At 64.1% G+C, this 20,469-nt stretch carries 15 protein-coding genes, 1 other RNA gene and 1 pseudogene; 10 read left to right on the top strand and 7 right to left on the bottom strand.

Annotation, left to right across the window (positions count from 1 at the left end; all coding sequences use genetic code 11):
• Positions 1 to 324: 324 nt before the first annotated feature.
• Complete coding sequence (locus tag C7G42_RS06065) at positions 325 to 795, top strand: Cif family virulence factor (RefSeq protein ID WP_106948094.1); 471 nt, start codon at positions 325 to 327, stop codon at positions 793 to 795.
• A gap of 608 nt (positions 796 to 1,403) precedes the next feature.
• Here the strand turns inward: C7G42_RS06065 and C7G42_RS35670 are convergent.
• Positions 1,404 to 1,946 (bottom strand): annotated as a pseudogene (locus C7G42_RS35670) (LabA-like NYN domain-containing protein); the annotation flags it as partial.
• A gap of 577 nt (positions 1,947 to 2,523) precedes the next feature.
• Here C7G42_RS35670 and C7G42_RS06055 point away from each other — a divergent pair.
• Positions 2,524 to 4,365, top strand: coding sequence for a caspase family protein (locus C7G42_RS06055; protein ID WP_106948873.1), 1,842 nt, complete (start codon positions 2,524 to 2,526; stop codon positions 4,363 to 4,365).
• A gap of 269 nt (positions 4,366 to 4,634) precedes the next feature.
• Here the strand turns inward: C7G42_RS06055 and C7G42_RS06050 are convergent, their stop codons facing one another.
• The 5 genes from C7G42_RS06050 to C7G42_RS06030 all read right to left on the bottom strand — a co-directional run bounded on the left by C7G42_RS06050 (position 4,635) and on the right by C7G42_RS06030 (position 7,281).
• Positions 4,635 to 5,459 carry a TIGR00282 family metallophosphoesterase gene (locus C7G42_RS06050; RefSeq protein ID WP_199580672.1) on the bottom strand — a complete coding sequence of 275 codons (825 nt, stop codon included), beginning with the start codon at positions 5,457 to 5,459 and terminating at the stop codon, positions 4,635 to 4,637.
• A complete protein-coding gene (locus C7G42_RS06045) occupies positions 5,437 to 6,033 on the bottom strand; it encodes a 5-formyltetrahydrofolate cyclo-ligase (RefSeq protein ID WP_106948091.1) in 597 nt (198 codons plus the stop codon). The genes C7G42_RS06050 and C7G42_RS06045 overlap by 23 nt, the downstream gene beginning before the upstream one ends.
• 118 nt (positions 6,034 to 6,151) lie before the next feature.
• A non-coding RNA gene (gene ssrS, locus C7G42_RS06040) (6S RNA) lies at positions 6,152 to 6,313 on the bottom strand.
• Positions 6,314 to 6,580: 267 nt separating this feature from the next.
• Positions 6,581 to 6,964: a cell division protein ZapA gene (locus C7G42_RS06035; protein WP_106948090.1), complete on the bottom strand. Its 384-nt coding sequence runs from the start codon at positions 6,962 to 6,964 to the stop codon at positions 6,581 to 6,583.
• Positions 6,961 to 7,281 (bottom strand): DUF4164 domain-containing protein, encoded by a 321-nt coding sequence (locus C7G42_RS06030; protein WP_199580671.1) that lies wholly within the window; start codon positions 7,279 to 7,281, stop codon positions 6,961 to 6,963. The genes C7G42_RS06035 and C7G42_RS06030 overlap by 4 nt, the downstream gene beginning before the upstream one ends.
• 366 nt (positions 7,282 to 7,647) lie before the next feature.
• Between C7G42_RS06030 and tkt the strand changes: the two genes are divergently transcribed.
• From tkt to C7G42_RS05990, 8 genes are all read left to right on the top strand, one after another.
• Complete coding sequence (gene tkt, locus C7G42_RS06025; RefSeq protein ID WP_106948089.1) at positions 7,648 to 9,633, top strand: transketolase; 1,986 nt, start codon at positions 7,648 to 7,650, stop codon at positions 9,631 to 9,633.
• Between the two features lie 148 nt (positions 9,634 to 9,781).
• A complete protein-coding gene (gene gap / locus C7G42_RS06020; protein WP_106948088.1) occupies positions 9,782 to 10,789 on the top strand; it encodes a type I glyceraldehyde-3-phosphate dehydrogenase in 1,008 nt (335 codons plus the stop codon).
• A gap of 143 nt (positions 10,790 to 10,932) precedes the next feature.
• Entirely contained in the window at positions 10,933 to 12,129 is a 1,197-nt protein-coding gene (locus C7G42_RS06015) for a phosphoglycerate kinase (protein WP_106948087.1), read from the top strand.
• A gap of 39 nt (positions 12,130 to 12,168) precedes the next feature.
• Entirely contained in the window at positions 12,169 to 13,236 is a 1,068-nt protein-coding gene (gene fba / locus C7G42_RS06010) for a class II fructose-bisphosphate aldolase (RefSeq protein ID WP_106948086.1), read from the top strand.
• A gap of 242 nt (positions 13,237 to 13,478) precedes the next feature.
• On the top strand, positions 13,479 to 14,504 hold the full coding sequence (locus C7G42_RS06005) for a class I fructose-bisphosphate aldolase (RefSeq protein WP_106948085.1): 1,026 nt from the start codon (positions 13,479 to 13,481) through the stop codon (positions 14,502 to 14,504).
• A gap of 3 nt (positions 14,505 to 14,507) precedes the next feature.
• Positions 14,508 to 15,197 carry a thiamine phosphate synthase gene (locus C7G42_RS06000; protein WP_199580670.1) on the top strand — a complete coding sequence of 230 codons (690 nt, stop codon included), beginning with the start codon at positions 14,508 to 14,510 and terminating at the stop codon, positions 15,195 to 15,197.
• 8 nt (positions 15,198 to 15,205) lie between these two features.
• The gene (locus C7G42_RS05995) at positions 15,206 to 16,282 is read left to right on the top strand and encodes a tetratricopeptide repeat protein (protein WP_106948084.1); all 1,077 of its coding nucleotides are present in this window, start codon (positions 15,206 to 15,208) and stop codon (positions 16,280 to 16,282) included.
• 98 nt (positions 16,283 to 16,380) lie between these two features.
• A complete protein-coding gene (locus C7G42_RS05990; RefSeq protein ID WP_106948083.1) occupies positions 16,381 to 17,172 on the top strand; it encodes an inositol monophosphatase family protein in 792 nt (263 codons plus the stop codon).
• A 138-nt stretch (positions 17,173 to 17,310) separates the two neighbouring features.
• Here the strand turns inward: C7G42_RS05990 and C7G42_RS05985 are convergent, their stop codons facing one another.
• Positions 17,311 to 20,466 carry a multidrug efflux RND transporter permease subunit gene (locus C7G42_RS05985; protein WP_106948082.1) on the bottom strand — a complete coding sequence of 1,052 codons (3,156 nt, stop codon included), beginning with the start codon at positions 20,464 to 20,466 and terminating at the stop codon, positions 17,311 to 17,313.
• Between the last annotated feature and the right edge of the window lie 3 nt (positions 20,467 to 20,469).

Genomic DNA, 20,469 nt, shown 5'->3' with positions numbered 1-20,469 from the left:
CTTGGGCCTTTGCCGGCCGCTTTGGTAAACAATCTGGATAACGAGGTAGGCCATCGCGGCGCGTCGAGCAAGACACTTCATCTGTCAAATGCGTCAACTGGCCTGTCTTTCCCGACCGCATTCGCCGCATTATCGGGAATGCCCGCCCCCGTTGTCGAGGATCAAGGTTGGCGCGCGCCAAGCCGTGCAAAATGGCATATACTCACAAGCCGCTGGTATTAAAGCCTAACGAAAGAATGCCCCTCGGAACAAATGCAACGCGACGTCCTACGTCAGGAGGACGTCGCGATGCAATTGTGCATCACAACCAGAGGGGAAGTTGCTATGAAGCGACGTTCATTGCTCTTGGCATTGTGTTCTTCCGCCTTCATCTCTGCACCGGCACTGGCCGATGAGGTCAAGCAGGAGGCCGAAAAATTAGCCGTCGCCTACACCGACTGCGTCGCCAAGAAAGACGCGACCTGTGTCGCTGCGCTCTATACGAAGGACGGGGTCCAGATCAACCCGGGCGGTGTGTTTTCCGATCTCAAGACCGTATATGAAAACAACTTCAAGAACGGCACCGACCATATAGAGATCAGAGTCGGCAACATGTCGGTCATCAACAACGATCTGGTCGTTGCCTACGGCGAGACCGACATCTTCGGTAAGGACCCCAAGAGCGGCGACGCCACCAAGGTCACAGTGTTCTGGGGCGCCATCGACATACGTGAAGGCGGCGCTTTAAAAATCCGCCAGTTGACCGTCGGCATGAAGCCGCCTCCAGCTAAGGAAGCCAGCGCCGAGAAGAAGTAGTACTTCATCATGTCGTAAGTCACCACGCGCCCATCCTCTTTGAGGGTGGGCGTTTGATCTTGCTGCACGTCGTCCGAAAGCGAAATACGGTTGCCTCGAAATGCACACCGCTCGCGCGATGTCTGCAAGTGGCCCAGAGGCGAAGATCGTGGTCGCGCTCGGCGGGTCAGCAGTTGAGGCTAGACCGGACGTGCCGAAATCGCGTCCAGATCGACGCGATTGACCCGTAGCGGACTCCGGAGCCGAAGCCAATTGTACGAGACCGCCTAGTCCGGGATGCTGACTTTGACGAACCAGGGCCGCGGAGATTGTCCGCGGCCCTCCGGGTTAAAAAATACCGTGCTGAAATTTGGACCCGGCGCGTCATTGTTGTTGCCAGTTTTTCCCCCGCATTGATCCAGCGCAAATCTCGCTGGTCGACCGCCTCCACCAATCATAGTCTCTGAGTTGACAACAACTCTTTCGATCGCCGGGCGCGCGTCGCTGAGCAACCTTAATGCACCGTCGGGGAAATAGAACACACGTAAGCGGCGATTAGTGTTCGCTTTCATCTTGCTTAGGCCCACGCAAGACGCTGTCGGAAGGCAAGCGTCTCTCGCGGTAGCGCCGGGGCGATCGGCGGAGATGCGGGCGATGCGGGGTCGCAATTCGACAATGTCCATAAAGACATCGGCCTGCCGACGAAGCGCATCTGCAATCATTGGTGGTTGGATGTCTATCGTGGAGACAACTGTGACATGGACCCCGCGTCGCTGCACCGCCTCGACCAACGGACGGAAATCGCCATCGCCGGAAAATAGCACCATTAGGTCAAGATGCTCAGCAAGCTCCATGGCCTGGACGGCAAGTTCAACGTCTAAGCTGCCCTTGATTTTGCGACGCCCGTGAGGGTCGATAAACTCCTTGGCCGGCTTAGTTACGACGGTGTAGCCATTGTAGTCCAACCAATCGATCAACGGTCGGATTGAAGAGAACTGCTCATGGTTGTCAAAGACGGCGGTGTAATAATACGCGCGAACAAGCGTCCCGCTGCCCTGAAAATCCTCCAGGAGTCGCTTGTAATCGATATCAAATCCGAGAGCCTTGGCGGTCGCGAAGAGATTTGCGCCATCGATGAACAATGCAATCTTGCGTGCTGTATCTGATGACATGAGGCGATACTCCGGCCCTGCGGATCGATTCCGATGGGCATCGCGATGTGGATTTTGGAATGGGGGCCGCAATTACCGGCTGACCTGAAAGTCCGGCACCATCTACCGCGCGTCTGGGTAAGCGCGCAGTGCGCCACCGCAAGCAACAGCAAAACGCTAACGCGTCGTTCCGCTTGCGAGTCTAGCCCGCACGAAATTGATCACGGCGGGCATCTGATAATGAAATCAGACTAAGTTGCAGGCGCCAAAATTTCAAAATTGAAGTACGTGACGTTACGTCGCATCAAGAGGTGCAATGGCACGTCGGCCAAACCCCCGTATCACTCAGTTCGGTGGAATTTCGCTTGTGGCCCGCGGCTGACTTCACCTCTTAGCATCTCAGGGTCGGCTTCCGAGCGTTAAGCGGAAGGTCTTTTTGGAGAGATGACGGCAGCCCATGACCCGAAGCGGACTTGGGATCGCAGCCAATGTTGCTGTCAGCCAAGCGCAGGGGCGTAGTGTGACCAGCGTCACTGAACCGAAGCTTGCGTTTCCGCAGCCTCTGCATACCCTGCGCACGTATTATCCGGGGCTATTGATGGGCGCGCTTCGCTGGTTTTCATTGGTCTTTTTTCTGTGGCTGGCCTGCGGCTCAGCCCAGGCCGAGCGGCGCGTTGCGCTGGTGATCGGGAATTCTGCTTACAAGAGCGTGCCCAGGCTGAGCAATCCGGCCAATGATGCCACGCTCGTGGGGGGCATGCTCAAAAAGGCTGGGTTCGACGCCGTCGATGTCAGGCTCGATTTGAGCGTCGTCGAGATGCGCAAGGCGCTACGTGAGTTCGGCAGTCGTACGCGCGAGGCCGAAGTCGCCGTCATCTACTACGCTGGTCACGGCATTGAACTGGACGGCAACAATTATCTCATTCCGACTGATGCGGTTCTGGAAACTGATACCGACGTCTATGACGAAGCATTTCAGCTCGATCGGGTGCTGGTGACGGTAGAGCCTGCCAAGCAACTTAGGCTTGTGATCCTTGATGCCTGCCGGGACAATCCTTTCGCCAAGACGATGAAGCGCACAATTGCTTCGCGGGCGATCGGCCGCGGCTTGGCCAAAGTCGAGCCCGCGAGCCCGAACACCATGGTTGCCTACGCCGCAAAAGCAGGGTCTACCGCCTCGGACGGTGACTCGAAGAACAGCCCATTCGCAGCGGCCCTCGTTGAGCGTCTCCCTACGCCCGGTCTCGATCTGCGCAAGGCATTCGGCTTCGTCCGGGACGACGTATTGAAGAGTACGGGCTACAAGCAGGAACCCTATGTCTACGGCTCGCTGGGGGGCGACGACGTTCCGCTGGTTGCTGCGAAGCCGGTTGCGGTTGGTCCGCAGCCCAACCCGCAGGACTCTGTCCGCCGGGACTACGAACTGGCACTACAACTCGGCTCGCGTGAGGTTTGGAATGCTTTCCTCGCGCAATACCCCGATGGGTTTTACGCCAGCCTTGCCAAGGGGCAGTTGAGTAGGATTGGCGCTGAAGAAGAGCGCGCCGCCGCTGCAAACAAGGCCCGGCAGGCGGAAGAGGAGAAGGCCCGTCTCGCCGCCGAGCGCGCCAACCAGGCTGAGCAGGAGAAGGCGGCGGCCGCAGCCAAGGCGGCCGAAGAGAAGCGTCTAGCAGCCGAGAAAGCCAAGCAGCTCGAGGAAGCCAGGGCTGCCGCAGCCGAGCAACGGCGGAAAGACGCCGAGGCGGCAGCAGCGAAGGCCATCGCCGACAAGCAAGCCGCCGAGAAAGCGCTGGCTGAGAAACTCGTGAGCGACAAGGCTGCAGCCGAGCTCGCCGCGAAGCAGGCCGCCGAGAAACAGGCCTCAGGCAATGCGGAGCAGAAGATAGCGGCGGTTTCGCCCTCTTCGACCGTGCCGGCGATGTCGTCGCAGGAAACGACGAAATTGGTGCAGTCGGAACTCCGCCGCGTCGGCTGTCTGACGGCGTCGGCAGACGGCGATTGGAAAGCATCGTCGCAGCGCTCGCTAGCGCTGTTCAACAAATATGCCGGCACAAAATTTGATGACAAGCTTGCGAGCTTTGATGCGCTGGACGCGATCAAGGCCAAGCCGGGCCGCGTCTGCCCGCTGGTCTGTGATCGTGGCTCCAGAGCGGATGGCGACACCTGCGTCAAGATTGCCTGCCGCGTTGGCTATCGCGTCAACGACGATAATGAATGCGAGAAAGTTCAGGACAAGAAGCCAGCAGTAACCCGTGACGATAAGGCCAAGAAAGACGAACAAAGGACAGCAAGGGAACCAACTTCATCCCGACCCCAAGCGAGCGGGCAAATCTTCTGTAACAGTTCAGGTTGCAAGCCTGTGCCTCAAGGCTGCCGCTTGGAGTCTGGGGGAGACTCAAGCAAGAACAGAGGAACTGGTGGGGCGCTGATCTGTAATTGACCGCACCGCGGGCGTCTCACCCGTGAACACCGATCTGGTGTTCGACAGTTCAGCGATTGTCTCGCCGATTGAGTAGCAGATGCGGCAGCCCTCTTGCCCCTCCCGTCTGGCTAGGCGTCGGCACCGAGCCCTCGCCGCGGCATCTGGTAGCGGGATGCGTCGGCTTCTGGCCCGAAGCGGACATCCCTCGGTTGCCCGCCGATGTCCGCTCATGACGGCAAAGCTGATGTGGTCGTCGGGGGACGACACCGGGTGAGTGGCTTCGCCTTTCAGCTCAACCAGAATTTCGGCGTCGCCGGCTCCAGTCGTCCGCCCACACGCACCGGCGCGATGCGCAGCGCAAGCCCCGTCGCGTCATCCGTCTCCACCGCGACGCCGCTGAGCGTCGCCGCGCCCGCGGCCGGCTCGAACCTGCCTGACGGAATCCCCGAGGTGAACCTGCGCAGCGGTTCTTCCTTCTGCATGCCGATGATGGAATCGTAATCGCCGGTCATGCCGGCGTCGGTCATGTAGGCGGTGCCGCCTGAGAGGATCTGGTGGTCGGCGGTGGGCACATGGGTGTGGGTGCCGACGACGAGGCTGGCGCGGCCGTCGCAGAAGAAGCCGATGCCCTGCTTCTCGCTGCTCGCCTCGCAATGGAAGTCGACGACGATGGCATCGGCGGCAACGCCGAGCGGGCAGGCCCCGAGTTCGCGCTCCAGCGCGGCGAAGGGATCGTCGAACGGGGTCATGAAGACGCGGCCGAGCGCATTGACGACGAGAGCATGCCTGCCGTTCTTGGTCTCGACCAGGGCGGCACCGCGGCCGGGCGTGCCGCGCGGATAGTTCGCGGGACGCACCAGGCGCTCGGCGCGCTCGATGAACACCAGCGCCTCGCGCTGGTCCCAGGAATGGTTGCCGAGCGTCACCGCGTCGGCACCGGCATCGAGAAACTCCTGATAGATCGCTTCCGTGATGCCGAAGCCGCCGGCGGAATTCTCGCCGTTGACGACGACGAAATCGAGCGACCAGTCCTTGACCAGGCCGGGCAGATATTCGGCGATGGCGTTGCGGCCGCTACGGCCGACGACATCACCCACGAAGAGAATGCGCAACTTCAGAACTCCGGAAATCGAACACGTCGGATTCCGTTAGCACATAATCCAGCGCGACGTCGTGGGCTAGTGCCGGAACCGCCTTGATCTCCTGCGCCGCAAAAGCGAGCCCGATGCCCAGGATGTTCTTGGTCTTGCGCAGATGCGCGAAGGTGAAATCGTAATGCCCCGCACCATAGCCGATGCGATGGCCGAGACGATCGAAGGCCGCGAGCGGCGTCAGCATGATGTCCGGAATGACTTCCGCCGCAGCCGGCGACGGCTCGGGAATGCCGAGCGGGCCCATCATCAGGCGGTCGTTCGGGTGGAAGATGCGGAAGATCAGCGACTGGCCGCGCGCCGTGACGCAGGGCAGCGCCAGCTTGGCACCCTGCTCCGCGAGCTTCTTCAGCAGCGGCATCGGATCGATCTCGCTGCGGATCGGCGAATAGCCGGAGACGATGCTGCCGGGCAGCAGGTCGAACGGCAGCCCGCGCTTGGCGAGCTTTGCGGCGGCGGTGGCGCGCTTCTTCTCGCTCAGCGCGTCACGCGCGGCGAGGGCTTTGGCACGGAGTTCGGCTTTGGTGTTGGGCATGCGCGCTTCCGCCCCGCCGTCATCGCCCGCAAAAGTGGACGGACATGACACTGAGAGTGAACTGGACCGCCGGTTGTCGTGGACGTAATTCGAAGAACGCAATTCAAGAAAGAATAAGTGCGAAGCCGCGTACGCCGTTGAAGCACTCGATCCCGGAGTTCCCTACGAAAGTAGGTGGGCACCATATGTCCGGGCCCACGGGCCCGGCCAGGGACAGTTCCCTAAAGGATCGATAAGGCCCCGGGGATATTATGGCTCCTGACGCGCGTCGCAGCCTCGCAGAGGCAATGTAACAACGATGCTGACGAATCGCCAGCCCGGCGAAAGTACCGAGCTTCGGCGTCATAAAGCGGCTGCGAGCCAGGACGGAGGTCCGCTCCCTCCCCCGCTTGCTGGGGAGGGTTGGGGAGAGGGTGTCTCCGCAACGGGACAATCCCCCAGAGGACAGAGCCCTCACCCGCGCCTTCGGCGCAACCTCTCCCGCAAGCGGGAGAGGTTGAGCTTGCCGCCGCCCCGAGGACGACAACTCAGCGCGTCATCGGCGCCCCTACCCGATCGCAATCCCGTTGCCGACGGTCCGGTTGAGGACCTGCGTCGACTTCTCGATGCGTTCGGCCGCCGCGTTCAGGGCATTCACCACCGCGGTCTGCGTCATCCTGGCGCGCTCGACGGCGGCGTTGCGGAAGTCCCTGAGCTCGGTCAGCTCCTGCTCCATGGTGCGGAGACGGTTGCCGGAATCGACCAGTTCGTCGCAGACAGTCAGCGCCGCCATCACGGTGAGGCGCGCATCGCCGATCTCGCCGAATTTTCCGCGCAGCGACTGGATGCGGGTCTCCAGGCTCTCGGCGAGCTTGAGCAGCCGCACTTCCTGGCCCTCTTCGCAGGCCATGCGGTATTGCCGGCCGTTGATGGTGACGTTGATGTGGCTCATCCGTCCTCTCCGGTATCGAGCACCGAGCGTATCGTGACGATCGCGGAATCCAGCCGGTCGGAAATCTCGCGGTTGCTGCGCTCGAGCTTGCGCGCCTTCACCAGCGCGCCGTCGAGCTCGTCGGCAAGCCGCGAGCGATCCGCGCCCAGCGCCTGAATGCGCGCTGCGAGTTCGTTCTCGTCGCGATCGGCATCGCGTCGTCGTTCCACCGCGCTTTCCAGCGAGTCGAGCGCCGCCGTCAATCTTCGGGTCGCGATCTCGATCTCGACCGCGGAAGACTCCGTCATGGCAGCACTGTTGGAGACGCGATCGTTCATGCAGTCAGCGGTGAAACCTTGCGGCCTTTGCCCAGTGGCCTTTTGCTGGGGCTCGCCGCCCGGCAAAAGACTCGGTTCGGCAAGCAGTTAGAAGCAGAAATTTACAAAGCAAGCTAGCCCAGCGCAACGCCGCCGCAAAACTATGCACCGATCAATCGGAACGATGCCGCGCCGGTGGTCAGTTCCAGCTCGTGCACCCGCATCGACGGCGATCCACAGAGGCAACTTTTACGGCCAAATCCGCGTTTGACTGCCTTGGACTCCCGGAACCGAGGTGCTATCCCAGCCCCGACCTTCAGGCCGCCAGGCTCCTCCCGCGCGGGCGCTCGTCGCCTCCAAGCGCCTCATTTCAGACGGATTTCAGACATGACGCAGGTCGACCACAACCGCATGGCCAACGCGATCCGCGGCCTTTCGATGGACGCTGTCGAGAAGGCAAAATCGGGCCATCCCGGCCTGCCGATGGGCGCCGCCGACATTGCCACGGTGCTGTTCACGCAGTTCCTGAAATTCGACATCGCTGCGACCGAATGGCCGGACCGCGACCGCTTCGTGCTCTCGGCCGGCCACGGCTCGATGCTGATCTATTCGCTGCTCCATCTCCTCGGCAGCCCCGAGATGACGATCGACCAGCTCAAGAACTTTCGTCAGATCGGGTCGCTGACCCCGGGCCATCCCGAACACGGCCACACCAAGGGCATCGAGACCACCACCGGTCCTCTGGGCCAGGGCATCTCGACCGCGGTCGGCATGGCGCTCGCCGAGAAGATGCTGGCCGCCGAGTTCGGCAAGAAGATCGTCGACCATCACACCTACGTGCTGGCCTCGGACGGCGACCTGATGGAGGGCATCTCGCAGGAAGCGATCGCGATGGCCGGGCACTGGAAGCTCAACAAGCTGATCGTGCTCTATGACGACAACGGCATCTCGATCGACGGTCCGACCTCGATCAGCGACTCCGTCGACCAGGTGAAGCGCTTCAAGGCGTGCGGCTGGGCCGCCGAGAAGATCGACGGCCACGACCAGGCGGCGATTGCCGCCGCGATCACCCGCGCGCAGAAATCCAGCAAGCCGACGCTGATCGCCTGCCGCACCACCATCGGCTTCGGCGCCCCTCACAAGCAAGGCACCGCGAAAGTGCACGGCGAGGCGCTCGGCGCCGAGGAGCTCAAGGCCGCCAAGGAAAATCTCGGGATTTCGCTCGAGCCGTTCTCGGTGCCCGACGACGTGCTGAAGGCCTGGCGTGCGGCCGGCAGCCGCGGCGCTTCCGCGCGCCAGGAATGGGAAGCAAGACTCGGTGAGCTTGGCAGCCGCAAGCGCGCCGAGTTCGAGCGCCGCCTGCGCCACGAGCGTCCGGCCGCGCTCGCCAAGGCGTTCAAGGCCTACAAGAAGGAGCTGCTCGAAAAGCCGATGAATGCGGCCACCCGCAAGTCCTCCGAAGCCGTGATCGAGGTCATCGCCGGCGCGATGCCGATGGAATTCCTCGCCGGCTCGGCCGACCTCACCGGCTCCAACAACAACAAGGCGAAGTCGGCGACCGCCTTCTCCGCCAAGACACCGAAGGGCCGCTTCATCCATTACGGCATCCGCGAGCACGGCATGTGCGCGGCGATGAACGGCATCTTCCTGCATGGCGGTTTCGCCCCGAACGGCGCGACCTTCCTGGTGTTCACCGACTATGCGCGGCCCGCGATGCGCCTTGCGGCGCTGATGGGCACCGGCGTCGTCTACGTGATGACGCACGACTCCATCGGCCTCGGCGAAGACGGCCCGACCCATCAGCCGGTCGAGCATCTTTCAGCGCTTCGCGCCATTCCGAACATGCGCGTGTTTCGTCCCTGCGATGCGATGGAGGTCGCCGAGTGCTGGGAGCTCGCGCTCAACCGCACCGACGGCCCGACCGTGCTGGCGCTGACGCGCCAGAACCTGCCGCAGCTGCGGACCACCGCAACGAACGACAATCCCTGCCAACACGGCGCCTACGAACTCGTGGCATCCCAGGGCGAAGCCAAGGCGACGCTGTTCGCCTCGGGTTCCGAGGTCGAGATGGCGGTCACCGCCCAGAAGCAGCTTGCCGAGCGCGGCATTCCGACCCGGGTCGTCTCCGTACCGTCGCTCGAGCTGTTGTTAGCGCAACCAAAAGAACGACGCGACGCCATCATCGGCAATGCGCCGATCAAGGTCGCGATCGAGGCCGCTATACGCTGGGGCTGGGACGCCGTGATCGGCCAGGATGGCGAGTTTGTCGGCATGCACTCTTTCGGTGCCAGCGCCCCGCTCAACAAGATTTTCCAGCACTTCGGTATTACCGCCGAGGCCGCGGTTAACGCTGTCCTGAAGCGCGTTTCCTGAGTGTTGAGCTTGCCCGAAAAAAGGACTAGGTAATCTCTCATATGATCAAGCACCGCCCGGCTGAACCGGGCGTCCGCCCCTAAAAAACCCTCGCAGGCGCGTATGGCGCGTTGTGCGGGATGACAACGGTCATTGAAGGAGACGAAACATGGCAGTCCGCGTTGGAATTAACGGTTTTGGCCGCATTGGCCGCAACATCCTGCGGGCTATCGCCGAGTCCGGCCGCAAGGACATCGAGGTCGTCGGCATCAACGACCTCGGTCCGGTCGAGACCAACGCCCATCTCCTCCGCTTCGACAGCGTCCATGGCCGCTTCCCCGGCACCGTCACCGTCGACGGCGATACGATCAATCTCGGCGGCGGCAAGATCAAGGTGACCGCCGAGCGCGATCCCTCGAAGCTGCCCTGGAAGGATCTCGGCGTCGACATCGCGATGGAATGCACCGGCATCTTCACCTCGAAGGACAAGGCCTCCGCGCATCTGACCGCCGGCGCGAAGCGCGTGCTGGTCTCTGCGCCCGCCGACGGCGCCGACGCCACCATCGTCTACGGCGTCAACCACGAGACGCTGACCAAGGAGCACTTGGTCATCTCCAACGGCTCCTGCACCACCAACTGCCTGGCGCCGGTTGCCAAGGTGCTGAACGATCTGGTCGGCATCGAGACCGGCTTCATGACCACCATCCACGCCTATACCGGCGACCAGCCGACGCTCGACACCATGCACAAGGATCTCTATCGCGGCCGCGCGGCGGCGATGTCGATGATCCCGACCTCGACCGGTGCCGCCAAGGCGATCGGCCTCGTGCTGCCGGAGCTCAAGGGCAAGCTCGACGGCGTCGCGATCCGCGTGCCGACCCCGAACGTCTCGGTGGTCGACCTCAAGATCGTCGCCAAGCGCGCCACCGACGTCAAGGAAATCAACGCGGCGATGAAGCGCGCCAGCGAGCAGCAGCTCAAGGGCATCCTCGGCTACACCAGTGCGCCGAACGTCTCGATCGACTTCAACCACGACCCGCACTCCTCGACCTTCCACGAAGACCAGACCAAGGTGCAGAACGGCACGCTGGTGCGCGTGATGTCCTGGTACGACAACGAGTGGGGCTTCTCGAACCGCATGGCGGACACCGCCGCTGCGATCGCGAAGGTGATCTGAGAAGGTCTCGTGTCCCGGACGCGGTGCGGCGCGCAGCGCTGCGCTGCAGAGCCGGGACCCATGCAACTGCGGGACTCGCTGTGATGTGGGTCCCGGTTCTGCAGCGCATCGCTCCGCGCTGCGCAGCGCCCGGGACAAGAGAGATGACCAACAAATTCCGCACCCTCGACGACGTCGAATTGAAGGGCAAGCGCGTGCTGCTGCGCGTCGATCTCAACGTGCCCATGGACAATGGCCGCGTCAGCGACACGACCCGGCTCGAGCGCGTCGCGCCGACCATCTCCGAAATCTCGGACAAGGGCGGCAAGGTCATCCTGCTCGCGCATTTCGGCCGTCCGAAGGGCCGCGATGCCAAGGACTCGCTCAAGCCTGTCGCCGAGGCACTGGCGAAAGTGGTGAAGAAGCCCGTCGCCTTCGCCGACGACTGCATCGGCGAAGCCGCTGCGAAGGCCGTGGCGGCGCTGAAGGACGGCGACATCCTGTGCCTGGAAAACACCCGCTTCCACAAAGAGGAAGAGAAGAACGATCCGGCCTTCGTCGCCGAGCTGGCAAAGCTCGGCGACATCTGGGTCAATGACGCGTTCTCGGCGGCGCACCGCGCCCACGCCACGACCGAAGGCCTCGGTCACAAGCTGCCGGCCTATGCCGGCCGCACCATGCAGGCCGAGCTCGACGCGCTGGAGAAGGCGCTGGGCTCGCCGACCAAGCCGGTCATCGCGATCATCGGCGGCGCCAAGGTCTCGACCAAGATCGACCTGCTCGAAAACCTCGTGACCAAGGTCGATGCGCTGGTGATCGGCGGCGGCATGGCCAACACCTTCCTGCACGCCCAGGGCGTCGGAATCGGCAAGTCGCTGGCCGAGAAGGATCTCGCCCCGACCGCGCTGCGGATCATGGAGAAGGCGGAAGCCGCCAACTGCGCCATCATCCTGCCGGTCGACGCCACCGTCGCCTATCACTTCGCCGCCAACGCGCCGTCGCACGCCTATGGACTCGATGCGATCCCGGCCGACGGCATGATCCTCGACGTCGGCCCGCAATCGATCGCCCGCGTCCACGCCGCGATCGACGATGCGGCGACCCTGGTCTGGAACGGCCCGCTCGGCGCCTTCGAGATGCAGCCGTTCGACCGCGGCACGATGGCGGCCGCCAGGCACGCCGCCGAGCGCACCAAGACGAAAAAACTGATCTCGATCGCAGGCGGCGGCGACACCGTTGCGGCTCTCAACCAGGCCCATGTGGCTGGCGACTTCACCTATGTCTCGACCGCCGGTGGCGCATTCCTCGAATGGATGGAAGGCAAGCCCCTGCCCGGCGTTGAAGTTCTGCGCATCAAGTAAGCAAGCGGCCTTTGAGGCCCCAACGGGAGAACAAGACAGATGGCTCGGATCACGTTACGTCAATTGCTCGACCACGCGGCGGAGAACGATTACGGCGTACCGGCCTTCAACATCAACAATATGGAGCAGGCGCTGGCGATCATGGACGCGGCCAACCAGGTCGACGCGCCCGTCATCATCCAGGCCTCGCGCGGTGCGCGCTCCTACGCCAACGACATCATGCTCAAGCACATGATGGACGCGGTCACCGAAATCTATCCGCACATCCCGGTCTGCGTGCATCTCGACCACGGCAACGAGGCCGCGACCTGCATGACCGCGATCCAGGCCGGCTTCACCTCGGTGATGATGGACGGCTCGCTGAAGGCCGACGGCAAGACCCCCGGCGACTGGGCCTACAATGTCGGCGTCACCAAGACCGTGACCGACATGGCCCATCTCGGCGGCATTTCGGTCGAGGGCGAGCTCGGCGTGCTCGGCTCGCTCGAAACCGGCATGGGCGACAAGGAAGACGGCCATGGCGCCGAAGGCAAGCTCAGCCACGACCAGCTCCTGACCAATCCGGACGAGGCCGTGAAGTTCGTGCAGGAAACCAGGGTCGACGCGCTCGCGATCGCGATGGGGACCTCGCACGGCGCCTACAAGTTCACCCGCAAGCCGGACGGCGACATTCTCGCCATGAACGTGATCGAGGAGATCCACCGCAAGCTGCCGAACATGCATCTGGTGATGCACGGCTCCTCGTCGGTGCCGCAGGACCTCCAGGAGATCATCAACGCCAATGGCGGCAAGATGAAGCCGACCTGGGGCGTGCCGGTGGCCGAGATCCAGCGCGGCATCAAGAACGGCGTGCGCAAGGTCAACATCGACACCGACAACCGCATGGCGATGACCGGCCAGATCCGCAAGGTGCTCAAGGACAATCCGGAAGAGTTCGATCCGCGCAAATATCTGAAGCCGGCGATGGAAGCCATGACCAAGCTGTGCAAGCAGCGGCTGCAGGAGTTCAACACCGCCGGCCAGGCCGCCAAGATCAAGCGGGTCCTGACCACCGCCGAAATGGCCAAGCGCTACGCCAAGGGCGAGCTGGATCCGAAGGTGGCGTGATCCGGTACATACCCTCTCGGTCATTCCGGGGCGCCGCAAAGCGGCGAGCCCGGAAACCATAACCACAGCCTGGGGTTATGGATTCCGGGGCCTGCGCCCTCCGGCGCATCCCGGAATGACGGCTTTCTTGCAGCACGACACTCCCTCCCGCCCCCTACCCTGCGACGAACGTTAACTCGGCAATTGCCCGAGAACGGTCTAACTTCACAGGCAAGGGCAGAATCCTTTGGGAGGACCTCTCGATGAATCTGACTGAGCTCAACAAGGTCGCGACCGCCATGGTCGCATCGGGCAAGGGTATCCTTGCCGCCGACGAATCCTCCGGCACCATCAAGAAGCGTTTCGACGCGATCGGCGTGGAGTCCACCGAAGACAACCGCCGCGACTATCGCGAGATGCTGTTCCGCTCCAGGGAGGCGATGAGCCAGTATATTTCCGGCGTGATCCTCTATGACGAGACGATCTGGCAGGATGCCAAGGACGGCACGCCGCTGGTCAGGCTTATCGAACAGAGCGGCGCCATTCCCGGCATCAAGGTGGACGAAGGCACGCAGGCCCTGCCGATGTGTCCGGGCGAACTCGTCACCATGGGGCTCGACAGGCTGGCCGAGCGGTTGAAGACGTACTATCAGCGCGGTGCGCGCTTCGCCAAATGGCGCGCGGTGATCGACATCGGCAGCGGGATTCCTTCGATGACCGCGATCAGCGTCAATGCCCATGCGCTGGCCCGCTACGCCGCGCTGTGCCAGGCCGCGCAGATCGTGCCGATCGTGGAGCCGGAAGTGCTGATGGACGGCGACCACGACATCGACCGCTGCCATGAGGTTACCCAGCGCGTGCTCAACAAGACGTTCCAGGAATTGCGCGTGCAGCGCGTCGCGCTCGAAGGCATGGTGCTCAAGCCCAACATGGCGATCTCAGGCAAGAAGTCCCCGAAGCAGGCCTCCGTCGAGGAAGTCGCGGAGAAGACGATAAGGCTGCTGAAGGCTTGCGTGCCCGCGGCGGTGCCGGGCATCGCCTTCCTCTCCGGCGGCCAGTCGGATGAGGAAGCGACCGCGCATCTCAACGCCATGCACAAGCTCGGCCCGCTGCCCTGGGGCCTGACCTTCTCCTACGGCCGCGCGCTGCAGGCCGCGCCGCAGAAGGCCTGGGCCGGCAAGGCCGAGAATGTCGCGGCCGGCCAAAGCGCCTTCAGCCATCGCGCGCGAATGAACGGCCTCGCCTCCAGAGGCGAATGGCAAAGTAGCCTGGAACAGAAGGCAGCCTAGATCTTGTCGAACAAACCGCCTCCGCCGCGCCCGGCGCCGCGCCTTTATCTCGCGACGCCCGTCGTCGATGATCCCGCTGCGCTCCTGGCCGAGCTGCCGGGCCTGCTTGGCTCCGCCGATGTCGCGGCCGTGCTGTTGCGGCTGAAGGAGACCGACCAGCGCACCATGATCTCGCGCATCAAGGCGCTCGCGCCGCCGGTGCAGAAGGCGGGCGCTGCGCTGCTGGTCGAGGGCCATGCCGAGCTGGTCGCGCGCGGCGGCGCCGACGGTGCACACCTGCCCGGCATCGCCGCGCTGAAAGAGGCGCTGCCGTCGCTCAAGCCCGATCGCATCGCCGGCGTCGGCGGGCTGACGACGCGGCATCATTCCATGGATGCGGGCGAACTCGGCGCGGATTATTTGCTGTTCGGCGAGCCCGATGCGAAAGGCCAGCGTCCCCAGGCGCAGGCGATCGCAGAACGTATCGACTGGTGGGCAGAGCTGTTCGAGCCGCCCTGCGTCGGCTTTGCCATGTCGCTGCAGGAAGCCCGTGACTTCGCCGCCAGCGGCGCCGATTTCGTGCTGGTCGGCGACTTCGTCTGGGCCGATCCGCGCGGGCCCAAGGCCGCGCTGATCGAAGCGGACGCCGCGATCAAGCAGGCCCATGCGACGGCGACGGCCGACCAGGATCCTGCAGGCAGCGAGCACGGCTAGCGCCCGACATGAAGCTTCCCTGCATCACCATGCTGGCCACGCTGCTGCTCACGGGGCCGGCGGCCGCGCAGCTCCAGATCGCGCCGCCGGCGACAGTGCCGAGCGCGGCGCCTGAGAAGCAGAAGGCCAAGCCGCCCGCGCCTGCGAAAAAGAAAGAGGCCGCGCCGGCGCCGAAGCCGTCGCCCTCGCCAAAACCGTCCCCTTCGCCCAAGCCTGCCGCCACCGTGATCCCGGCGCCGCCGACCGACAATTCGAACGCCGATCTGGTGTTCGGCGCCTATCAGCGCGGCCAGTACAAGACCGCGTTCGACCTCGCCACCGCCCGCGCACAAGCGGGCGATCCCAAGGCGATGACCATGCTCGGCGAGCTCTATTCCAACGCCATGGGCATCCGCCGCGACTACGCCAAGGCCGCCGAATGGTACAAGCGCGCAGCCGACGCAGGTGACCGCGAGGCGATGTTCGCGCTCGCCATGCTGCGCATTTCGGGCCGCGGCGGCTCGGTCGACAAGAGTGAGGCGGTCAAGCTGATGGCGTCTGCCGCCAAGCTCGGCGAGCCCAAGGCGGCCTATAATCTCGCGCTGCTCTATCTGGACGGCCAGACCCTGCCGCAGGACGTCAAGCGCTCAGCCGAGCTGCTGCGGCAGGCCGCCGATGCCGGCCTGCCCGAGGCGCAATACGCGCTTGCGACCTTCTACAAGGAGGGCACCGGCGTGCCCAAGGACCCGGAACGCGCGGTGCGGCTGCTGCAGGCCGCCTCGCTCGCCGACAATGTCGACGCCGAGGTCGAATATGCCATCGCCATGTTCAACGGCACCGGCACGCCGAAGAACCAGCCGGCCGCCGTCGCCCTGCTCCGCAAGGCCTCGCGCCAGGGCAGCGCGATCGCACAGAACCGGCTGGCCTGGGTGCTGATCAACGGCGTGGGCGTTGCCACTGACAAGGTCGAGGGCTTCAAATGGCACCTGGTGGCCAAAACCGCCGGCAAGGGCGACCCCGAGCTCGACAAGCAGCTGTCCGACCTGCCGGCCGAGGACCGGGCCAAGGCTGAGGCCGCCGCCAAAAAGTGGCTCGGGACCAAATGACCTGACGCAATGACTTGACCTGAGGGCCCTCGCAGGGCACCCAATCCCTCAAACAAGCGCGATTTCGCGCCATTTCCCCCGATCAAGACCCAGAGCTCATGCTGTATTCCGCCACTATCAACGTCATGGTCAAGGCCGCGCGCCGCGCCGGCCGCAGCCTCAAGCGCGATCTCGGCGAGATCGAGCATCTCCAGGTCTCGCTGAAGGGCCCGGCCAATTTCGTCTCGCTCGCCGACAAGCGCGCCGAGCAGATCCTTTACGAGGACCTTGCCAAGTCCCGGCCCGGCTACGGCTTCATCGGCGAGGAAGGTGGCACCCGCGAGGGCTCTGACAAGAGCCACACCTGGATCGTCGACCCGCTCGACGGCACCACCAACTTCCTGCACGGCATCCCGCAATTCGCGATCTCGATCGGCCTGTCGCGCGAGGGCACGATCATCGCGGGTGTGATCTACAACCCCGCCAATGACGAGCTCTACATCGCCGAGCGCGGCAAGGGCGCCTTCCTCAACGACCAGCGCCTGCGGGTGGCCGGCCGCCGCCAGCTCAACGAATGCGTGGTGGCCTGCGGCCTGCCCCATATCGGCCGCGGCGACCACGAGGAATTCCGCCGCGAGATGACCGCGATCCAGGACCGCGTCGCGGGCCTGCGCCGCTTCGGCGCCGCCTCCCTCGACCTCGCCTTCGTCGCCGCCGGCCGTCTCGACGGCTACTGGGAGCGCAATCTGCAATCCTGGGACGTCGCCGCCGGCCTGATCATGGTGCGCGAGGCGGGCGGTACGGTGACCGACATCGACACGCCGGGCGACCCGGTGGTGACCGGGCATGTGGTGTGCGGGAATGAGTTCGTGCACGGGGAGCTGGTGAAGATTTTGCGGAAACCGGCGTAGCGCGCAGGCCGCGCTTCACACTCCACCGTCTTTCCGGGGGCACGCCACTTGGCGCGAGCCCGGAATCTATTGATCCGCATTACTGGCCGCACGATGGATTCCGCGCTCGCGCTACGCGCGCCCCGGAATGCCTGTGCCTTACGGCTTGACCTGCGCCGGCGGCCCATACGCCTCGCCTTCCCTCGCCGCCTTCGGCTCCCGATCCCCCGCCAGCACACGCTGCACCGAGACGAAGAACACCGGCACCATCAAGAGCGCCAGGATCACCACTGCGATCATGCCGCCCATCACGATGGAGCCGAGCGCCTGCTGGCTGGCTCCACCGGCGCCGTGGGCGATGGCCATCGGCAGCACGCCGCAGATGAAGGCGAGACCGGTCATCAGGATGGGGCGGAAGCGCAGGCGGCAGGCCTCGATGGTGGCGTCAACGAGCGGCTTGCCCTCTTTCCGCAGATCCTTGGCAAACTCGATGATCAGGATCGCGTCCTTTGCCGCGAGGCCGATGATGGTGATCAGGCCGACGGTGAAATAGACGTCGTTGGGCAGGCCGCGCAGCATGGCCGCGATCACGGCGCCGACGATGCCGAGCGGCACCGTGAGCAGCACCGCGAGCGGAATGGTCCAGCTTTCGTAGAGCGCGGCGAGACACAGGAACACCACGAAGATCGAGAGCGCGAGCAGGAACGGCGCCTGCGAGCCCGACAGCTTTTCCTGCAACGACTGCCCGGTCCATTCATAGCCGAAGCCGCGCGGCAGCCGGCCGGCAAGGGCCTCCATCTCGGCGATGGCGTCGCCCGAGGTGAAGCCGGGCCTGGCTTCGCCGGAGATGCGCACGGCCGGATAATAGTTGAAGCCTGCGATCTGGGTCGGGCCGCGCGCCCATTCGATCGTCGCGAACGACGAGAACGGCACGAGCTGGCCGCGGCTGTTCTTGACGTTGTAGTTGAGGATGTCCTCGGTCCGCATGCGGTCGCGGGCGTCGGCCTGCACCACGACGCGCTGCATGCGGCCGCGGTTCGGGAAGTCGTTGATGTAGTTCGAGCCGAGATTGGTCGAGATCGTGTTGTTGATGTCCTCGAAGGTAACGCCGAAGGCGCCGGCCTTCTCGCGGTCGATCACGAGATTGACCACGCCCGCCTCGGGCAGGCCCTCGACATAGACCTTCTGCAGCACCGGGCTCGCATTGGCCTCCGCGATCAACTGGTCGGCGGCGCGCATCAGGGCCGGATAGCCCTTCTGGCCGCGGTCCTGCAGGCGGAACGAGAAGCCGGAGGAGTTGCCGAGATTGTCGATCGGCGGCGGCTGCAATGCGGAGATCTTGGCGTCGCGGATCGACGACCCCAGATCGCGGTTGATGTCGTTGACGATTGCCGCGGCCGACTCGCCCGGACCACGCTCCGACCAGTCCTTCAGGGTGATGAAGGCCTGCGCCGTGTTCATGCCCTGGCCGGAGAAGCTGAAGCCGGTGAGGAAGGTGACGTTGTCGACGCCGGGCCGCTGCGCCAGATATTTCTCGACCTTCTCGATCACCGCCTCGGTGCGGCCATAGGACGAATCCGACGGCGTCTGCACGTCGGTGGTGATGAAGCCCTGATCGTCGATCGGCAGAAACCCGCCCGGCAGGCTGACGAAGGCCCAGGACAGGCCGACCAGCAGCGCGACATAGACCAGCATCATGCGGCCGGTCCGCTTCAGCGACGAGCCGACGGTGCGCGCGTAGCGAAACCGGCAGGCCTCGAGGAAGTGATTGAACCGGCTGAACACAAAGTTGGTCGAATGGCCGTGCCCCTTGGCAATGGGCTTGAGCAGCGTCGCGCACAGCGCCGGCGTCAGCGACAGCGCGAGGAAGGCGGAGAACCCGATCGCCGCCACCATGGTGACCGAGAATTGGCGATAGATGATGCCGACCGATCCAGGGAAGAACGCCATCGGCACGAACACCGCCATCAGCACCAGCGTGATGCCGATGATGGCCCCCGTGATCTGCGACATCGCCTTGCGGGTCGCTTCCTTCGGCGACAGGCCCTCCTCGGCCATGATGCGCTCGACGTTCTCGACCACGACGATGGCGTCGTCGACGAGGATGCCGACCGCGAGCACCATGCCGAACATCGAGAGCATGTTGATGGAATAGCCGGCGAGCAGCAGTATCGTGCAGGCGCCCAGAAGCGCCACCGGCACCACTATGGTCGGGATGATGGTGTAGCGGATGTTCTGCAGGAACAGGAACATCACCACGAACACCAGCACCACGGCTTCGACCAGCGTCATCAGCACCTTCTTGATCGAGGCCTCGACCACCGGCGTGATGTTGTAGGGAATTTCGTAGGTGATGTTGGCCGGGAAGAAGCGCGACAGCTCCTTCATCTTCTCCTCGACCGCGCTCGCGGTCGCCAGCGCGTTGCCGGTCGGCGACATCAGCACCGAGAGGCCGGCGGTCGGCTTGCCGTCGAGGCGGGTGTTGAACTGGTAGCTGAGACCACCGACCTCGACGCGCGCGACGTCGCGCAGGCGCACGGTCGATCCGTCGGCATTGGCGCGCAGGATGATGGCGCCGAATTCGTCCGGCGAAGAGAGCTGGCCCTTGACCAGAACCAGCGCGGAGGTGCGCTGGTTCGACGTCGACGGCTCGGCACCGATGCTGCCCGAGGCGACCTGGGCGTTCTGCGCGGCAATGGCCTTGTTGACGTCGTCGGCGGTGAGCCCGTAGCCGACCAGCTTGGCCGGATCGACCCAGACGCGAAGCGACCGCTCGGTCGAATAGAGCGTGGCGCGGCCGACGCCCGGGATGCGGCGGACTTCACCGAGCACGTTGCGGATCATGAAATCGCCGAGGCCGACCTCGTCGAGGCTGCCGTCCGTCGAGCTCAGCGTGATGATCTGAAGCACCGCGCTCGAGGCCTCCTCGATCAGGATGCCCTGTTGCATCACCGCGCGCGGCAGACGCGCCTCGACGCGCTTGATGCGGTTCTGCACCTCCACCGAGGCGTCGTTGGTATTGGTGCCCGGCTGGAAATTGGCGATGATCTCGACTTGGCCGAGCGAGTCGCTGGTCGATTCGAAATTGAGGATGCCGGAGGCGCCGTTGAGCTCCTCCTCGATCAGGCGCGTGACGCTGTTGTAGAGGTTCTCGGGTGAGGCGCCGGGATAGCTGGTCGAGATCGAGATCGAGGGCGGCGCGATGATCGGATATTGCGCGATCGGCAGCAGGGGCACGGCAATCGCGCCGATCAAGCAGATGAACAGCGCGATCACCCAGGCAAAAATCGGCCTGTCGATGAAGAAACTCGCCATGGC

Origin of the sequence: Bradyrhizobium sp. MOS003 (assembly GCF_003020125.1) — a bacterium.
GTDB lineage: Bacteria > Pseudomonadota > Alphaproteobacteria > Rhizobiales > Xanthobacteraceae > Bradyrhizobium.
Note: the sequence above shows the minus strand (reverse complement) of the source record. Positions and strands in the feature narration are given on the sequence as shown.